General features: G+C 44.2%; 15 protein-coding genes. 10 read left to right on the top strand and 5 right to left on the bottom strand.

Translation table 11 applies throughout. The features are described 5' to 3' along the window. The first annotated feature begins 75 nt into the window (after window positions 1-75). The gene (locus HYN43_RS11770) at window positions 76-2,271 is read left to right on the top strand and encodes a DUF5916 domain-containing protein (RefSeq protein ID WP_119409532.1); all 2,196 of its coding nucleotides are present in this window, start codon (window positions 76-78) and stop codon (window positions 2,269-2,271) included. 61 nt (window positions 2,272-2,332) lie between these two features. Continuing rightward, window positions 2,333-3,079: an HAD-IIB family hydrolase gene (locus HYN43_RS11765; RefSeq protein ID WP_119409531.1), complete on the top strand. Its 747-nt coding sequence runs from the start codon at window positions 2,333-2,335 to the stop codon at window positions 3,077-3,079. Between the two features lie 116 nt (window positions 3,080-3,195). Here HYN43_RS11765 and HYN43_RS11760 read toward each other — a convergent pair whose 3' ends face one another. The 3 genes from HYN43_RS11760 to HYN43_RS11750 are packed head-to-tail and all read right to left on the bottom strand — an operon-like array spanning window position 3,196 to window position 5,541. Beyond that, window positions 3,196-3,525, bottom strand: a complete 330-nt coding sequence (locus tag HYN43_RS11760) for a phosphoribosylpyrophosphate synthetase (protein WP_205589921.1) — start codon at window positions 3,523-3,525, stop codon at window positions 3,196-3,198. Window positions 3,526-3,562: 37 nt separating this feature from the next. Next, window positions 3,563-4,495 carry a cation diffusion facilitator family transporter gene (locus tag HYN43_RS11755; protein WP_119409530.1) on the bottom strand — a complete coding sequence of 311 codons (933 nt, stop codon included), beginning with the start codon at window positions 4,493-4,495 and terminating at the stop codon, window positions 3,563-3,565. A 5-nt stretch (window positions 4,496-4,500) separates the two neighbouring features. Next, window positions 4,501-5,541, bottom strand: coding sequence for an AI-2E family transporter (locus HYN43_RS11750; protein ID WP_119409529.1), 1,041 nt, complete (start codon window positions 5,539-5,541; stop codon window positions 4,501-4,503). 307 nt (window positions 5,542-5,848) lie between these two features. Here HYN43_RS11750 and HYN43_RS11745 point away from each other — a divergent pair, with 307 nt between their 5' ends. The 5 genes from HYN43_RS11745 to HYN43_RS11725 all read left to right on the top strand — a co-directional run bounded on the left by HYN43_RS11745 (window position 5,849) and on the right by HYN43_RS11725 (window position 13,422). Continuing rightward, complete coding sequence (locus tag HYN43_RS11745; RefSeq protein ID WP_119409528.1) at window positions 5,849-7,087, top strand: MFS transporter; 1,239 nt, start codon at window positions 5,849-5,851, stop codon at window positions 7,085-7,087. A gap of 8 nt (window positions 7,088-7,095) precedes the next feature. Then, entirely contained in the window at window positions 7,096-7,950 is an 855-nt protein-coding gene (locus tag HYN43_RS11740; protein ID WP_119409527.1) for an ROK family protein, read from the top strand. Between the two features lie 13 nt (window positions 7,951-7,963). Next, the gene (locus tag HYN43_RS11735) at window positions 7,964-10,621 is read left to right on the top strand and encodes a glycoside hydrolase family 2 protein (protein ID WP_119409526.1); all 2,658 of its coding nucleotides are present in this window, start codon (window positions 7,964-7,966) and stop codon (window positions 10,619-10,621) included. A 473-nt stretch (window positions 10,622-11,094) separates the two neighbouring features. Next, window positions 11,095-11,787, top strand: coding sequence for a hypothetical protein (locus tag HYN43_RS11730; RefSeq protein WP_119409525.1), 693 nt, complete (start codon window positions 11,095-11,097; stop codon window positions 11,785-11,787). 93 nt (window positions 11,788-11,880) lie between these two features. After that, window positions 11,881-13,422, top strand: a complete 1,542-nt coding sequence (locus HYN43_RS11725) for an MFS transporter (RefSeq protein ID WP_119409524.1) — start codon at window positions 11,881-11,883, stop codon at window positions 13,420-13,422. A 1-nt stretch (window position 13,423) separates the two neighbouring features. Here the strand turns inward: HYN43_RS11725 and HYN43_RS11720 are convergent, their stop codons facing one another. Beyond that, on the bottom strand, window positions 13,424-13,762 hold the full coding sequence (locus HYN43_RS11720) for a TfoX/Sxy family protein (RefSeq protein WP_119409523.1): 339 nt from the start codon (window positions 13,760-13,762) through the stop codon (window positions 13,424-13,426). A gap of 189 nt (window positions 13,763-13,951) precedes the next feature. On the opposite strand from HYN43_RS11720, the gene HYN43_RS11715 reads away from it, so the two are divergent. Together HYN43_RS11715 and HYN43_RS11710 are read left to right on the top strand one after the other, a co-directional pair. After that, on the top strand, window positions 13,952-14,302 hold the full coding sequence (locus HYN43_RS11715; RefSeq protein WP_119409522.1) for a YciI family protein: 351 nt from the start codon (window positions 13,952-13,954) through the stop codon (window positions 14,300-14,302). Window positions 14,303-14,342: 40 nt separating this feature from the next. Further along, window positions 14,343-15,587 (top strand): RNA polymerase sigma factor, encoded by a 1,245-nt coding sequence (locus tag HYN43_RS11710; RefSeq protein WP_119409521.1) that lies wholly within the window; start codon window positions 14,343-14,345, stop codon window positions 15,585-15,587. Between the two features lie 49 nt (window positions 15,588-15,636). On the opposite strand, the gene rpoN is transcribed toward HYN43_RS11710, so the two are convergent. Then, window positions 15,637-17,112, bottom strand: a complete 1,476-nt coding sequence (gene rpoN, locus HYN43_RS11705; RefSeq protein ID WP_119409520.1) for an RNA polymerase factor sigma-54 — start codon at window positions 17,110-17,112, stop codon at window positions 15,637-15,639. 173 nt (window positions 17,113-17,285) lie between these two features. Here rpoN and mscL point away from each other — a divergent pair, with 173 nt between their 5' ends. Further along, window positions 17,286-17,696: a large-conductance mechanosensitive channel protein MscL gene (gene mscL, locus HYN43_RS11700; RefSeq protein ID WP_119409519.1), complete on the top strand. Its 411-nt coding sequence runs from the start codon at window positions 17,286-17,288 to the stop codon at window positions 17,694-17,696. Window positions 17,697-17,710: the final 14 nt, after the last annotated feature.

Genomic DNA, 17,710 nt, shown 5'->3' with positions numbered 1-17,710 from the left:
ACAACCTTGGCTTTTTGAACAAAAAATGTAGCTTTAAAACGGTTAAACCAATTCAACACCGTTACGCTTATCTTAATGCCCCTTAAACGCTCCTGCCTTTTCCCGGTAAAACATTTATTGCTTATTGTGCTGTGCTGCATAACCGGCTTTTATGCATCGGCGCAAAAAAAGAACGCCGGGTATAAATACCATATCCGCAGGGCGGCATCGGCAGTTAGTATTGATGGTGTAATGAATGAGCAGGCCTGGATGCAGGCCGATTCGGCAGGCGATTTTTTTATGGTGTTGCCGATGGATACCAGCAAGGCCACGGTTAAAACGGTGGTGAGGATGTGTTATGATGATAAAAACCTGTACATCCTGGCCATTAACTATAATTCGGTACCGGGGCCTTATATGGTCGAATCGTTAAAACGGGATTTTAGCTTCGTGAAAAATGATAACTTCCTGATTTTTATGGATCCATTTGATGCCCGTACCGATGGCTTCAGTTTTGGCGCCAACGCGGCAGGCGGGCAGTGGGACGGGAGCATGTACGAGGGTGGAAAGGTAGATCTGAGCTGGGATAACCGCTGGTATTCGGCAGTGAAAAATTACCCGGATAAATGGGTTTGGGAAGCGGCAATCCCTTTTAAAAGTATCCGCTATAAAAAAGGGATTACGGAGTGGGGCATCAACTTTAGCCGCAACGATTTAAAAACTGCCGAAAAATCAAGCTGGACACCCATACCACGCCAGTTTCCTACAGCCTCATTAGCCTATACCGGAACATTGGTTTGGGACGAACCGCCGCCAACGGCCAGCAGCAATGTATCTATTATACCTTATGCTCTCACCGGCTTTAGCAAAGATTATCAGCATAACACCAAAACCGATTTTAAACATGCTATAGGCGGTGATGCCAAGGTATCCTTAACGCCCTCGCTCAACCTCGATCTCACCGTTAATCCCGATTTTTCGCAGGTGGATGTGGATCAGCAGGTGATCAACCTCAACAGGTACGAACTCTTCTTCCCCGAAAAGCGCCAGTTCTTTTTAGAGAACGGTGATCTGTTTGCCAATTTCGGCTACTCGGATATCCGGCCATTTTTTTCAAGGCGGATAGGCCTGAATGTTCCTATTGATTTTGGCGCAAGGCTAACCGGCAAACTGGATAAGGACTGGCGCATCGGCGTCATGGATGTCCAAACCGGGAGTTCGGGCACAGCAGCCCAGGCTGCGGCAAATTATGGTATCATAACCCTGCAACGCCGGGTGCTCGACCGCTCAAACATCGCTTTCCTTTTTGTAAATAAAGATGCTACAGCCAATATCCCCGGTACCAACGCAGGCGCTACGGCTTACAACCGTAACATAGGTGCCGAGTTTAACCTCGCCTCGCGCAGCAATATCTGGACGGGTAAGGCCCTCGCCCTAAAATCATTTACACCCGGGGTAAACGGCAAGGATTGGGTACTTTCAGATCATTTTCAATACCTCAGCAAATACTGGACGGTTTACCTGCAGGAGGAGTACGTAGGTAAAAACTACAATGCCGAGGTAGGTTACGTGCCCCGCGTTGGCTATATTAAGGTAAGCCCGCTTTTGTTACGTAACTTTTTCCCTAAGCAGGGTAACATTTTGAGTCATGGCGTACAGGTTACTTCCAATTATTTTTTTGATGAGTCGTTCCATCGTACTGATAATGAAAGTGCTTTATCGTACCTCATCACTTTCCGCAACCGTGCCACGCTTTCTGTAACCGGTTTTAATGATTATGTGCGCCTGTTAAGGCCTTATGATCCCACCAATATCGGCAAGGGACTGCTGCCCACCGGCTCAGAACATAATTGGAACACCATTGATGTGCAATTTGTATCAAAACCTCAAAATGTGTTCACCTACCTGCTCGAGGCATCGCACGGCGGTTACTATGATAAAGGGATCCGCAACAGTTTAACAGGTTTAATTGGCTACCGCTTTCAGCCTTATGTAAATATTGCCATCAATACATCCTTTAATGATTTGCGGTTGCCGCAGCCGTTTGGCCATAATTCTTTTTGGCTGGTAGGACCAAAGGTTGATGTTACTTTTACCAATACACTGTATTTTACCACCTACGTGCAGTACAACCAGCAGATAGATAATATCAACATCAACACCCGCCTGCAATGGCGGTATAAGCCGGCATCAGATCTGTTTATTGTTTATGGGGATAATACCACGCCATCGCCCTATACAGTTAAAAACAGGCAACTCACTTTAAAATGGACATACTGGTGTAACCTGTAAAACAACTACAGGTATGCGTATGTTGCTTTAATGCCCGGCTATTAAGCCCGTGGCAATACTGATGAAGAAACTGATTATATTCGACCTTGACGGTACCCTTGCCGAAAGCAAGGCTTCGTTGGATAAGGAAATGGCCACGCTGCTGGTTAGCCTGCTCAAAGTTGCCAAATTGGCTATCATATCGGGCGGCGACTGGCCCCAGTTTGAAAAGCAGGTACTTGGCAACCTGCCCGAAAAGGGTTTACTTAAAAACCTGTCTATCCTGCCCACCTGCGGTACTAAATATTACCAGTACAAAAAATCGGGCTGGAAAAAACTTTATTCAGAAGATTTTACTGTTGATGAGGAAAAGGAGATCATCGACAAATTAAACGAAGCCGTTGACGAATCGGGCGTAAAAGCTAAGAAAACCTGGGGCGACCAGATAGAAGATCGCGGCAGCCAGATCACCTTTTCGGCATTGGGGCAACTGGCTCCGCTTGATGAAAAGAAGAAGTGGGACCCCAAATTTGCCAAACGCAAAAAGATCAAATCCCGACTGGATAAATCACTTACCGGCTTCTCCGTTCAAATGGGAGGGGCCACCTCTATCGATATCACCAAACCAGGAATAGACAAAGCCTATGGCATTCATAAACTGGAGCATACCCTCGGCATAAAAATAAAACAGATGATTTTTATTGGCGATGCTTTGTTTGAAGGAGGAAACGATCATCCGGCCAGGAAAACAGGAGTAGACTGCATCCAGGTTCGTGACCCGGAAGAAACTAAGAGGGTTGTAGAGGGGCTTATATTGTGTTTAGAATAATCTGATCTGCCGTTCATTGTCATTCTGAAAAACTAAGTATGAGATTAGATATGATATGCGCTATATCGCAAACCAAATACTTCGTTTTTCAGAATGACACAAACTTAACGATTGATTTATTCCCGTCTTGCCTGCTGATATTTATAATGTAAATTTTTCAGCGTTTCGATAGTCGCGTCATCGGTTGACACACCGTAACCCGTTACAAGCGTACCTTTAACGCCGCTGGTTGATGCCAGTGCATAAACAACGGCTTCATCGGCAGGATCTGAAGGCCCTTCGTAGCGGTAAAGGTCGGTTATCTCAAAATCCGCGGCAGGAAAGGTTTCTTCGCCGTCTTTAAAATGATCACCTTCAAGGCTAAATTCATGCGTGTAGCCTTGTTCTTTTAATTTGGCTATAGCTTCAGTTACGGTGGCGTAATGAAATTTTTGTTCTTGCATCATGAGGGGTAGGGTGTTTTTAGTTATTACTAATATACAATTAAAGTACGCTGCCTGTTTCATTAACCTCGGTCGAAAACGGTTCAGGTTGCACCAATACAAAGCGTACCAATATAAATTCATGTTTAACGCAATCACGTATGCGGTCGATAGCCTGGTTGATCTGTTGCGTATCAAGATCTTCCTTAAATGCTACTATCAACATCAAAATAATTTCATCGGGCGATTGGTATGTAGAGAGCATGTGCATCACTTTTAACACCGCGCTGTCTTTTTCAACCAGCCGGGCAATTTTTTCTCTCGATTCGGATGAGATTCCTTCGCCCATCAGTAAACTTCGGCTTTCGCGGGCAAGTATTGCCGATACACCTACCAAAATTAAGCCAACCAATAACGAAGCTACGCCATCAAGTACAGGAATATCATACCGATGGTTCAAAAACAGGCAGATGGCTACAATAAAAAGCCCCGCGACAGCGGCGCTATCTTCAAACATTACTAAAAACGTTGATGGATCCTTGCTTTTAACTACGGCTTCCCACCAGGTTTGCCCACCGCGTACAGCATTAAATTCTTTTAGGGCTACTATAAGTGATGAGCCCTCAAAGATGATAGATAAACCGAGAACGATGTAGCTTAAGGTCGGATCGCCCAGCGTTTCAGGCTCACGGATATGTAAAATGCCCTGGTAAATGGATAAGCCCCCGCCTAAACCAAATATGATGATTGATACAATGAACGACCAGAAATACAGCTCTTTACCATAGCCAAAAGGATGGGTTTTATCTGGCGCTTTGCGGCTGCGGTAAAGGCCAAGTAGTAATAGTAACTCATTGGCGGTATCCACCAGCGAATGAATTCCTTCTGAAATCATCGATCCGCTCCGGCCGATAATGCCGGCTACAAATTTGGTTACGGCTATCAGCAGGTTGGCGATAAGCGCGCTGTATATCGATTTTTTTGATGAAGCCATTCGTTTTAATGCGCAATTACTTCGGCATCGCCCAGTTTTTTTACATAAAGTTCATCAACCAAAATAACAATAATGGCCAGGATAGGCACGGCCAGTATAATGCCCAACACGCCCGAAAGCGTGCCCATAACCACCTGGCTTATAATTGTTAAAGCCGGCGGCAGGTTGATCATCCGGTTTTGCACTATCGGCACCACAATATTGCTTACAATGGTTTGCGATACCACATAAATAAGCGCTACAATGATGGCCGAATTTGGTCCGATGGTAAGCGCCAGTAACACGCCCGGTATCATGGCTATTACCGAACCTAAGTTGGGGATGATTTTTAGCATGCCGGCAAACAAGGCCAATATTAAAGCCGCCGGGATGCTCATAATGCTTAACCCGGTAGTGAGTAATATGGCAAGCAATACCATGGATAGCAGCATCCCTTTTAACCAGCCTTTTAAGGATAAGCTTATCCTATCCATAATGTCTTTACCCAATTGTTTTTTCCGGTCGGGAATTAATATCATTATCCCATTTTTATAAACATCGGGATTGGAGGTGAAAAATATACTCAGGAAAAGGATTATATAGATGTCGCCTAATACACCAAAACCCGTACTGAAAAAATGCTGTACGGTAACCACCATTTTGTCCGGATCGTTATCGCCCGAAAAATAATCGAGGATCTGCTGCCCGGCTGAGTTGGAGGCCAGTTTTGCTTTAAAATTATTTATGGTATGCGGCAGTGTTTCTTTTAGTAAGGCTATCTGGTGCTGTATGGTAGTGCCCATCAGATAAAACAACCCGGCAACAATTAAAAAAGAACCGCCTACGGATATGATCATGGCATACCTGCGGCGCATTTTGGTGTTACGCTCAATCAAATCGCCAAGGCCGTGAAAATAAGTGGCTATCAATGCTCCCGAAAGTACCATCAACAGCACATTGAAAGCAACCCGGGCTATCAGGATTACAACAACCAACAGGGCAACAATGGCTACCGTGTGCCATACTTTTTCAATATAACTAAGTTCTTTTTCTCGTTTTGGGGTCATAGCACGTCGTTTGTTCCATAAACACGCTCATGTACCGTAAATGTTTTGATTAAGGGAATTTTAAGTTAAAATGATGTTAAGGACGGAGAACGTTGCACCGTATTTACTCACCCCAACATCGCTGCGCTTGCCACCCAGCGAAGCGTAGGCCGTGTGAGTTGACTATCCGGGAGATTTTCAAACTTTTTAAAATATTTTAAAAAGAAAGTGTAACAATTTAAATAACATTTTGTAAAATTATCCCGCCAACGGATTTTTAACGATATTAGTTAAGTGCCAAAGCAAAACCCATAACCTAATTGAGCCAATGAAAAAAAACTACTACATCGTAACGCTCATCATGCTTACGTTTTTTGTTATCTCGTTTTTAACCAATATTATCGGCCCGCTCTCGCCCGAGTTTATAAAGGATTTTGAACTGAGCGATGCCATGGCAGGGCTGTTACCTTTCGCGTTTTTTATCGCTTATGGGGTAATGTCGATCCCATCAAGCATGCTGGTTCAAAAATATAACGAGAAAACCATTATGGTGGCGGCTTTTGTGGTGGCGTTTATAGGGTCGTTACTTTTGGCTGTTTATCCTAATTATCTCACTGCCATATTATCGTTGTTTTTAATTGGCTGCGGTATGGCTATGCTGCAGGTGGTGATCAATCCACTGTTACGCACATCCGGAGGCGAAGAGAATTACGCCTTTACATCTGTATTGGCACAATTAATTTTTGGCGGGGCATCGTTTGTGAGTCCGCTGGTTTACTCGTACATGGTTAAAAATATGGGGAGCAGCAAGGGTGGTATTTTTCCGCTGCTGGAGTCGCATGTGCCTGCAACTATGCCCTGGATCTCGTTGTACTGGTTATTTGCGGTGATTTGCCTTGCCATGTTTGTAATTATGCTGGTATCTAAATTTCCGAAGGTTGAGCTGGCCAGCGACGAAAAGGCAGGGCCGTGGAAAACCCATATCGATCTTTTTAAAAAGCCGGTTGTTATAGCTTATTTCATTGCCTTGTTTTGTTATGTGGGCAGCGAGCAGGGCGTATCCTATTGGATGTCGCAATTTTTGTTCGAGTATCATAAGTTTGATCCGCAAACAACCGGGGCCAGCGCCGTAGCCTATTTCTGGGGACTGATGACGGCAGGCGGCGTTTTAGGTTTGTTTTTGCTTAAGCTGATGGATAGCCGTAAACTGCTGGTAATCTTTACCATACTGGCAATCATATTCCTGTCGCTCGGTTTGTTTGGCGCTCCTCAGACATCATTGTATTCGTTTTCAATAGTTGGTTTCTTTATGTCGGTGATGTATCCTATTATATTTTCATTAGCGTTGAGTTCTGTTGCTGAAGATCACGGCTCATTTGCGGGCATCCTGGTTACCGGTATTATCGGTGGTGCGATTGTTCAGTTGCTGATAGGCGGATTAGGTAGCTTATTTGGATTACGGCAGGGGATGTTTTTCCTGTACATCACGTTTGGTTACATGCTCAGTATCGGTTTTTGGGCTAAGCCGCTGGTTACCAACAAAACTATTTTCGATAATAAAGAATAACCATATAAATGAGCAATATAAAAGTTATAGGCATTGATCTGGGTGCCACCAATATCCGTGGCGCTGTGGTTGATAATAATGCAATTGGCAATATCATATCGCAAAGGATAAAAAGCGATGGCAGCATTGATGATGTATTGAATGATATTTATACCGTTGTTGATACCCTGCTGCAAAACGATGCAGCCGATGCTATAGGTATTGGCGTACCCAGTGTGGTTGACGTTACCGAAGGGATAGTTTATGATGTACAATATATCCCCTCGTGGAAGGAAGTACACCTTAAAAAACTGATGCAGGAGCGGTACAATATCCCCGTTTATGTAAATAATGATGCCAATTGCTTTGCTGTTGGCGAGTTATATTTTGGCAAAGGCCGGGGTTTGGATAGCATGGTTGGCGTTACCCTCGGCACCGGGCTTGGTACCGGCATTATTGCCAATGGTAAATTGTATGCCGGCCATAATTGCGGGGCAGGGGAGATTGGCCTTTTTCCTTATATCGATAATATACTGGAATACTATTGCAGCGGCTCGTTTTTTAATAATGTTTATGGGCTGAATGGGGTGCAGGTATTTAAAGATGCACAGGCCGGCGATGCCCGCGCTTTGGAGCTTTATGCCGAATTAGGAACCCATGTTGGCAATGCAATAAAAATGGTAATGTATGCTTACGATCCTGAGTTGATTATTTTAGGTGGATCGGTAAGCCATGCCTTTGATTATTTTAAAGATGCTATGTGGCAGGTGGTGAAAACCTTTGCCTATTCCAAAACCCTCGAACGCATAAAAATTGAAATTTCCCAACTGCAAAACAGCGGCATCATAGGCGCGGCTGCCTTGTATTACGATAACCAGCAATAAACCTATATCTGCAATGAAAAAAATACTACTACTATCGGTACTCACTTTATTGGGGTCGGGCGCTTTTGCCCAGCGAAAGGAAAACTTTAACCTGCTGTTGAAGGAAGACTGGCAAATGCAGTCTACAGTAACCGCTCCGGCCGCCGCTGCCGAGATCTCAAAAGAAAAATTTGATACACAGGGATGGTATAAAGTGAGCGTTCCTTCAACTATTTTAGCGGGCCTGCTTGCCAACCATGTATATAATTTCGATCCGTTTATGGGTAAAAACCTCGAAAAACTGGCCGACCCTAAGCTGGATAAACCCTGGTGGTTTAGGCGGGAGTTTACACTGCCTGCTGCCGAGAGCGGCAAAAACGTGATCCTCCGTGTGCATGGCATCAATTACAAGGCAAACATCTGGTTTAACGGTGTAAAAATAGCCGATTCGACAAAGGTTAAGGGCCCATATCGCATGATAGACCTCGACCTCACAAAATACATGAATTATACAGGAGCAAACACTCTTGCCATTGAGGTACTACGCCCGTTCGCGCCAAATAAGCGTGATGGCGACCTGGCTATTGATTATGCCGACTGGATTCCATACCCGCAGGATTACAACGGAGGTATTATCAATAACGTAGAGATTCGTACCTATAATAAAGTAGGCGTAAAATTTCCGCTCGTTACTACCGATTTTGACCTGCCATCGTTGGCTGTAGCTCATTTAAACGTTGATGCCCAGGTAACTAATTACACCAATAAGCCACAGGATGCTGTAATTAAAGGTAAGATCAATGAGAATATCTCTTTCGAGAAGAAAGTTCATTTGCTGGCCAATGAATCGAAGAACGTGAATTTTTCACCTGCCGAGTTTAAGCAGCTGAATGTAAAAGATCCGGCTATCTGGTGGCCATGGCAATATGGTAAACCTAATCTGAACAGGATCGAGGTTTCGGCTGTGGTTGATAAAAAGCTGAGTAATTCGGTTAGCGAGAATTTTGGCATCAGGCAGTTTACATCAAAAATAATTGATGATAACCAATCGCGGGAGTTTATTGTGAATGGTAAACCGATTATGCTAAGGGGCGCGGCCTGGTCGCCGGATATATTTCAGCGTCGCTCGCCCGAAAGGCAGGAGCAGGAGATGAAGCTGGTGCGGGATATGAATATGAATATTGTACGTTCGGAAGGTAAAATGGAGGATGATAATTTTTATGATCTGTGCGATAAATATGGCCTGATGGTAATGAACGGCTGGATGTGCTGCGGCACCTGGCAACACCCCGAAAAATGGGATGCCGCCGAGCGTAACGTAGCTATGGCATCAGATAGCAGCGTAATGTACTGGCTGCGCAACAAGGCCAGCCTGTTTGTTTGGCTTAACGGCAGCGATATGCCGCCAACCGATACTTCCGTTGAAAGCGATTACCTGAAAATTGAAAAGCAACTGAAATGGCCCAACCCGCTGCTGGCTACAGCAAACGAAAGCAAATCAAAAGTATCTGGTTACAGCGGTGTAAAAATGGCCGGTCCTTATGAGTGGGTACCGCCAATATACTGGGAAACCGATGCCACCAAAAAGTTTGGCGGTACCTACAGTTTCGCTACCGAGATATCACCCGGCCCGTCTATCCCGCCATACGAAAGCCTGGTGAAGTTTATCCCTAAAGATTCGCTGAACGTAACCTCGGCCGATTGGAACTACCATTGCGGTACGGGCTCGTTCGGCACCACTAAGGTATTTACCAAAGCGCTTTATGGGCGGTACGGCGAAACGGCATCTATCAAAAATTATGTAGCCAAAGCGCAGGCCCAAAACTACGAGGCCCACCGTGCAATGATGGAAGCTTACGGTTTAAATAAATACCAAACTGCTACAGGCGTGGTGCAATGGATGCTGAGCAACCCATGGCCAGGTATTATCTGGCATACTTATGATTATTATTTATATCCGGCCGGTACTTACTTCGGTATGAAGAAAGCCATGGAACCGCTGCACGTGCTGTATTCGTACAAAGGTAACGAGGTAGCGATCATCAACTCGTACCTTAAAACTTTTAGCGGTTTAAAGGTTAAAGCTGATGTTTATAACCCGGATGGTTCAAACAAATTTACTAAAACAGTAACTGCCGATATCGGTGCGGATGCCTCAAAAAGGCTATTCGCCTTGCCTGCTATAGCCGGTTTGTCTGATACTTATCTCTTGCGTGTTGAGTTAAGTGATAAGAACGGCGAAACCAAAAGCATCAACTGGTACTGGCTCTCCAAAAAAGGCGACGAGCTGAACTGGAAAAAATCAAACTGGTTTACCACACCGCAATCGGCCTATGCCGATTACAGCGCTTTGCAATCTCTGCCTAAAACAAAACTTAGCGTTAACCAAAGCAATAAAGTTGCCGGGGATAGTACATCTTATACTGTCACCATTAAAAATGCTGGTAGCGCTGTGGCATTCTTTGTGCATCTGCGGGCATTGAAAGGACAGGGGGGAGATGATATTTTGCCGGTGATCTTCAGCGATAATTATATTTCGCTGGCTCCGGGCGAAAGCAGGGTGATTAAATGCACATATGCCAATAAAAATGCTGATGGGACTAAACCATACTTATTAACTTCTGCCTGGAATGTGGATGTTGCCGGAAGTAACGGAGATAGCGGGTTTGAAGACGGACTGCCGAAAGAGTAGAGAAAGCTAATAAAAAAGTATGCTGTCCGAAGACTCTTTCTTCGGATGCCTATGCCTGTAGTTTGCAACTACAGGTAGCCTAAGTTTGACGGATTAGCTATGGCCGGAGTTGTAAACTACGGGCATAGCTAATCCGGGCTCAAACACATCGAACTGCGTGATTACTTAATAAAGAAATAACCCGGCTTAAAGCTACAGGTTGCTGTAGGGGCTGTACACTCAACAGGCAGGCGATGGTGATATGAATAAGTATAAGGATAAGCTTTTTCATGATGGTTATTGATTTTTGATCAATATTATCAAGTGTCTGCCGCTATATAAACAAAGTGTGACGAATGCACATTATTAAGTGACAGAAGCTACAGGTAAAATTTAAAAGGCTGGATAATCAGCGTTGTTATCCAAATTAAAACGCAACTACAAACATGTTGTGGCTGGCAGGTGTTAATCATTAATCACCTATTGATAAAACTGTGCTTAACACCTATAATACTGCGCGTAAAAACAATAATTTAACCAGGCCCGAATTCCTGGTATTAGGTTTGGCTGCTCTTGTTACGCTAACGGCTATTGTACTGTTCTCTGCCAATAAAACTTATTTCGAGATTTTTTACAATCGCGAGGGAGGTTTTATCGGGTATATTAGTGTGCTGCTATTTATAGCAGTTTTCGTGGTATCAGTAGTGTATATGCTGAGGCTTGCCCGCTACCGCAGTATTCAATTTTGTGCGGTTCTGATTTTAACAGGCATGCTGAGCCTGTTTTTTGCCGCCGAAACTTTATCGAACCTGCCCGATCTTGTTCACCTATCAACACATCATTTTTTTAAGGCCGATAAGATTGTGACTGGCACAAACGTAAATGATATAGTTAAAATTAATGAAACAGGTAAAATTGCTTTATACTGGGTACTTATAGCCGCAGGCGCTTTTTACATTTTAATACTCCCCCTTATCTACCGTAATAATTTTAAGGCCAAACGCTTTATTGATAAAACGGGGATCCCGGTTCCGCATCGTAATCATATCATCGCGTTAATGGTGCTGAGTGCTTTAGCGATGCTTTTCTCCGCGGTTAGGGCATCGGCAGTTTTTCAGCTTGATCTTGCGGCAATCGCGCTGCTCATATTATTCTGCCCGGAAAATATCGGAGTTTTCAGGCGATAGTCATATTGCAGATAATTAATTGCCGGATGGCTTAGCTAATCCAATCAATTAACGCAACTTTGTATTGGGAGATACCAATTAACCTTATAAAATATGGCTACAGTTTCCTTAAGCAGCCCGGCCGGTAAATGGATCATGGTTTCGGCAATACTGGCATCGGCTATGGCTTTTATTGATGGTACAGCGCTTAACGTAGTACTACCTGCCCTGCAGCAAAGCCTCAATGCCAAAGGTGCCGATCTGTTCTGGATCCTGAATGCTTACCTGCTGATGCTGGCCTCGCTCATTCTTATAGGTGGCTCGCTTGGCGATAAGCTGGGCCGGAAGAAAATTTTTACGGCGGGTATTTTCATCTTCATAGCCGGGTCGGCGCTTTGCGGCCTGTCGCCCGGTGTTTTTTATCTCATCATTTTCAGAATTATCCAGGGCATAGGCGGGGCTTTGATGATTCCCGGAAGCCTCTCGCTTATTTCATCCTCTATCGATGTAAAAGAACGAGGAAAGGCTATAGGTACATGGTCGGCCATTACTACGGTGGTTACTATGGGCGGCCCCGTACTTGGCGGGGCCCTGGCCGATGCAGGCTTATGGCGCTATATATTTTTTATCAATGTACCCATCGGCATTGCCGCGCTGCTTATCCTGTGGCGAAAGGTTGCCGAAAGCCGGGATGACGGGGCAGATCAGTCGATTGATTTTCCCGGGGCTATCTCAATTGCCTTAGGATTGGCCCTGCTTACGTTCGGTTTTTTAAGGATGCCGGCTGTTGGGCTTAATAACTGGCAGGTTTACGGTTCGCTTGCAGCCGGGCTTTTATTGCTTGCGGCCTTTATTTATATTGAACGTACAAGCAAACATCCTATGATGCCGCTTAGCCTTTTTAACAATCAAACCTTCAGCGGAATAAACCTGCTTACTTTTTTTCTGTATGCAGGTTTGGGCGGCGGGATGCTGTTCATGTCGCTAAACATGGTGCAGGTGCAGGGATATAGCCAGCTGCAATCTGGTCTCACCTTTTTACCGTTTACCGTGCTGATGATCTCGATAGCTCGTTATGCCGGTAGCATAGCCGATAAAAAAGGCCCGCGGTTGTTGTTAATTATCGGTCCGGCTTTGGCCGGTGTGGGCTTGCTCATCCTATCTTTCATTAAACAAACTGCCGGACCTGCTGATTATTGGACAAGCTTTTTCCCCGGGGTGCTGGTTTTTGGTTTCGGGATGTCATTAACCGTGGCTCCGCTTACAGCAACGGTAATGGGCTCGGTAAGCGATCATTTTTCGGGTACGGCTTCGGGCATTAATAACGCCATGACCCGCATTGCCAACGTTTTTGCAAATGCCATTTTCGGCGCACTCGCAGTATTGTTCTTTTCGGGAGCGATGCAGGGCGATTTGAAGAAAATGCCGCTCTCCGAAAAAAATAAAAAGGCGGTTACGGAACAGGCGGCTAACTTAGGTAATGCCAAAGTACCCGATGGTATTAACGGCCCTGACAGGAAAGCGATTGAAACAGCCTACCATAACAGCTTTATCTTGGCATACAGCAATATTATGAGGATCTGCGCGGGATTAGCTTTCCTGGGCGCATCAATGTCGGTTGCTTTTATCCGGAACAGTGCTGTGAAAAAAGAATAGATCACTTCTTTTTTGATGCTTTAGCTAAAGGATTAAACGCAAGGCATAACGAAATCCAGTAATGAAGGCCTTTGGCGGTGTTAACCTCCGTTTCATCCACATAAACAAAATCTTTCATTACCCGGCCGGCGTTAATCATTTGGGTGCAGTTGCCTTTTTCCAGTTCAATATGCGCCTGTTGTTCGCCAACCCGGCAAAGCAGGCTATCTTTACTTACACATACGCACATTTTACCATCAACCAAAAAGCAAACGCCCTGAAACATTTTCTTTTCCTCAACAATGGGCTCATCCATCAACGCTTCGCGAACGCGGTTGGCTAACTGCTCGTTATAAGGCATATACTTTGTGTTTTTAAGGCAGATAAATTAGCACTATTTAACGCTTCTGATTTCCAATATGTCGTTTAAAATTAATTCATTTTGGGCCAATGCATATTTCTCGCTACTTTAATAAAAAAAATCAAGTGCCTGTCCAATTCCGGTTAGCCTGATCGTCTTTTGGTTTTTAACCATTAAATTCAAAACAACGTGAACGAGTTCTTATTGATTTTCAGAAGAGATGCAGAAGCAAGCGCGGTACAACGCTCGCCCGAACAAATGCAAACCATGATGAATTACTGGCGCGAGTGGATTGGCGGGATAGCTGCCCAAAACAAGCTGGTAGCCGTTGGCAACAGGCTGGATACCAACGGCAGCGTAGTAAAGCCGGATGATGTAATAACAGACGGCCCTTATGTTGAAGTTAAGGAGGCCATAGGTGGATACAGCATCATCAGAGCCGCATCATTACAGGAAGCCACCGAACTATCAAAAGGTTGCCCCATATTATCGGTAGGCGGCAGCGTAGAGGTTCGGCCTATCATCCCGATGGAAGTTTAAATGAATTACAGCCTCCCATAAACGGGAGGCTGCTTGTTTTATGCAGCAGGATCAGCTTTTACCTCATTTATTCCGTACCGAATACCAAAAGATCATAGCCGTGCTATGCCATTATTTTGGCTTTGAACATATTGAAGCCGCCGAAGACATAGCCAGCGACACCTTTTTAACCGCAGCTGAAACCTGGGGCATAAAAGGTTTGCCAGATAACCCCACAGGCTGGCTATATACCGTAGCCCGCAACAAGGCAACCGATTATATACGACGCGGCAACCGTTTTAAACAAAAAATAGCCGAAGGACTTGTTGTGGATGGCGATGAGCCGGAAGAGGCAGAAATCGACCTTTCCGATCAAAATATTACCGATAGCCAGCTGCAAATGATGTTTGCGATATGTCATCCGGCGCTACCGGCCGGTGCACAGATAGGCCTTGCACTGCGTATTCTTTGCGGTTTTGGGATTGATGAAATTGCGGATGCTTTTTTATCAAATAAAGATACCATCAATAAACGCCTGTTCAGGGCTAAGGAAAAATTGCGTGAGCAAAAAGTTAAGATAATTTTTCCAGCACCTGCTGAGATTGTTGGCAGGTTAAGCATTGTACTGAAGACATTGTACCTGTTGTTTAACGAGGGTTATTACTCCAGTTGCCAAAGCCTTACGTTAAGAAAAGATTTGTGCCTTGAAGCCATGCGGCTTAATTATCTGCTGATAGAAAATAAACAGACCAATTTGCCCGAAGTGAACGCCTTATTAGCGCTGATGTGTTTTCATGCTTCGCGGTTTGATGCCCGGGTTGATGAAAACGGGGACATGGTACGTTATCACGACCAGGACAGGAACCTTTGGAATGATGAACTGATAGCAAAAGGAAGGCATTTCCTTAACCTTGCATCAAAAGGCAGCGATGCCGGTAAGTATCATATTGAAGCTGCCATTGCCTATTGGCATACCGTTAAAACCGACACTGCCGAAAAATGGGAGAATATCCTGATGCTTTATAACCGGTTGTTGATCTCTGCCTACTCGCCTGCTGCAGCATTAAACCGGGCTTATGCTTTAGCCATGGTGAAAGGAAAGGAAAAAGCCATTGTAGAAGCTGAAAAGTTAAAACTGGATACCAATCATCTCTATCACGTATTGTTGGGCTACCTGTATACCGGGGTAGATAATAACTCGGCAATAACCCATTTGCAATCGGCCCTTAAACTGGCTAAAACACTGGCCGATAAAAACAGGATTTTAAAAGATCTGAACGCCCTGCAGAAAGGATATAATGAATAATGCCCCTTAATTATTTATCAAGGGGCATCATTTTATCAATTCAAGTAAATTATAATTCTTTCCTCAACCTTGCTACGGGGATATTCATCTGCTCACGGTATTTGGCAACCGTACGGCGGGCAATATTGTAACCTGCATCTTTCAAAATCTCGGTTAGTTTCTCATCCGCAAGCGGATGACGTTTATCCTCTTTGCCAATATGTTCTTCCAGGATCTTTTTTACCTCTTTGTTAGAAACCTCTTCACCACTTTCTGTCTGGATAGCTTCGGAGAAGAATGATTTGAGCAGGAAGGTACCAAATTCGGTTTGTACGTATTTGGAGTTGGCTACGCGCGATACGGTTGAGATATCCATACCAATCCTGTCGGCAATATCTTTTAATATCATCGGCTTCAGGTTTTTGTCGTCGCCGGTAAGGAAAAACTCGTATTGGTATTGCATAATGGCATTCATGGTTTTAAGCAGCGTTTGCTGGCGCTGTTTAATGGCATCAATAAACCACTTGGCCGAATCGAGTTTTTGTTTTACAAATTGAACCGCTTCTTTCAGCTTTTTATCTTTTTGCGAAGCTTTATCATAGTGCTGAAACATTTCCTGGTACGATCGGCTTACTTTTAACTCCGGTGCGTTTTTAGAGTTAAGCGTAAGCACAAGTGTGCCATCATTATTGGTGATATGAAAATCCGGGATCACCTGCATTTGCTTGGTATTGATCTCGTTCGAGTCGCCCGGTTTCGGGTTCAGTTTCAGAATCTCATTAATAACACCGCGAAGCTCAATCGAATTAAGATTAAGCGATTTTTCGAGTTTGTCGTAGTGTTTGCGTGTAAACTCGTCGAGATAATTTTCGACAACCAGAATGGCTTTCTTTATAATAGGGTCGTTCGGGTCTTTTTTACGCAACTGGATCAATAAACACTCCTGCAGGCTTCGTGCACCAACACCTGCCGGGTCAAAGCCCTGTATCACCTTCAGCATATCCTCAACCTCTTCATCTTCGGCAAATACATTTTGCGAAAATGCAAGGTCATCAGTAAGCGACATAATAGGGCGGCGCAGGTAACCATCATCGTCAAGGCTGCCGATGATCTGCTTGCCTATCATAAAATCCTTGTCGCTCAGTACCAAAAGGTCAAGCTGTAGTTGCAGGCTTTCAAAAAATGAGCTTTGTACGGCAATAGGTATTTCCTTGCGTTCATCCTCGTCGTCGCCGTTTTGATCATAGCGCGAGCCATAATCATTCACGTTATCTTCCTGCAGGTAATCGTCAATATTAAATTCATCCATCTCGCCTTTTTCCTCGTCGTTGTTGTTGTAATCATCGTCGGGGTCGCGATCCGGGTATTGTTCTTCGGGTTCGTTTAAATTAGTGAGGCTCAGATCTTCAAGCGCGGGGTTTTCTTCCAGTTCTTCTTTTATCCTGGTATCAAGCGAAACGGTAGGCACCTGCAGCAATTTTATAAATTGAATTTGCTGCGGCGAAAGTTTTTGTAAAAGTTTTTGTTGAAGGTTCTGTTTAAGCATAATTAAGACGTAGCCAAAAATACATCAAATTAATATTAACTGAAAATTACTTGATGCGTCTGCTATAAAGTTGTTAAATGTATTAGTTGGATAATTGTTTTTGCGTCAAACAAAAATCGCTATAAAAACTTACTTGTGTATTATTGCTAACTTTATCAACCAAACTTAAATTTATGGCTATAATAAAAGAATTTAGAGAATTTGCTTCGCGCGGGAATGTGGTTGACCTTGCTGTGGGTGTTATCATCGGCGCTGCATTTGGCAAAATTGTTACCTCGCTGGTTAATGACATTGTTATGCCGCCCGTGGGCTTGCTAACCGGAGGTGTTGATTTTAAAGATCTAAAAATACACCTTAAAGCTGCCAATGAAGTTACCAAAACCCCTGCGGTTGATATTAACGTAGGTAATTTTATTAATACTGTAATTGAATTTCTGATTATTGCCTTTTGTATATTTATAATTGTAAAAGGCATAAATGCTCTTAAAAAGAAGGAAGCAGAAGCGCCGGCCGCCCCTCCTGCGCCATCTAAAGAAGAGGTATTACTTACCGAAATTCGCGATCTGTTAGCGAAGAAAGCGTAATTTTTTTCCAGTTA

The organism is Mucilaginibacter celer (assembly GCF_003576455.2).
Classification (GTDB): domain Bacteria; phylum Bacteroidota; class Bacteroidia; order Sphingobacteriales; family Sphingobacteriaceae; genus Mucilaginibacter; species Mucilaginibacter celer.
Note: the sequence above shows the minus strand (reverse complement) of the source record. Positions and strands in the feature narration are given on the sequence as shown.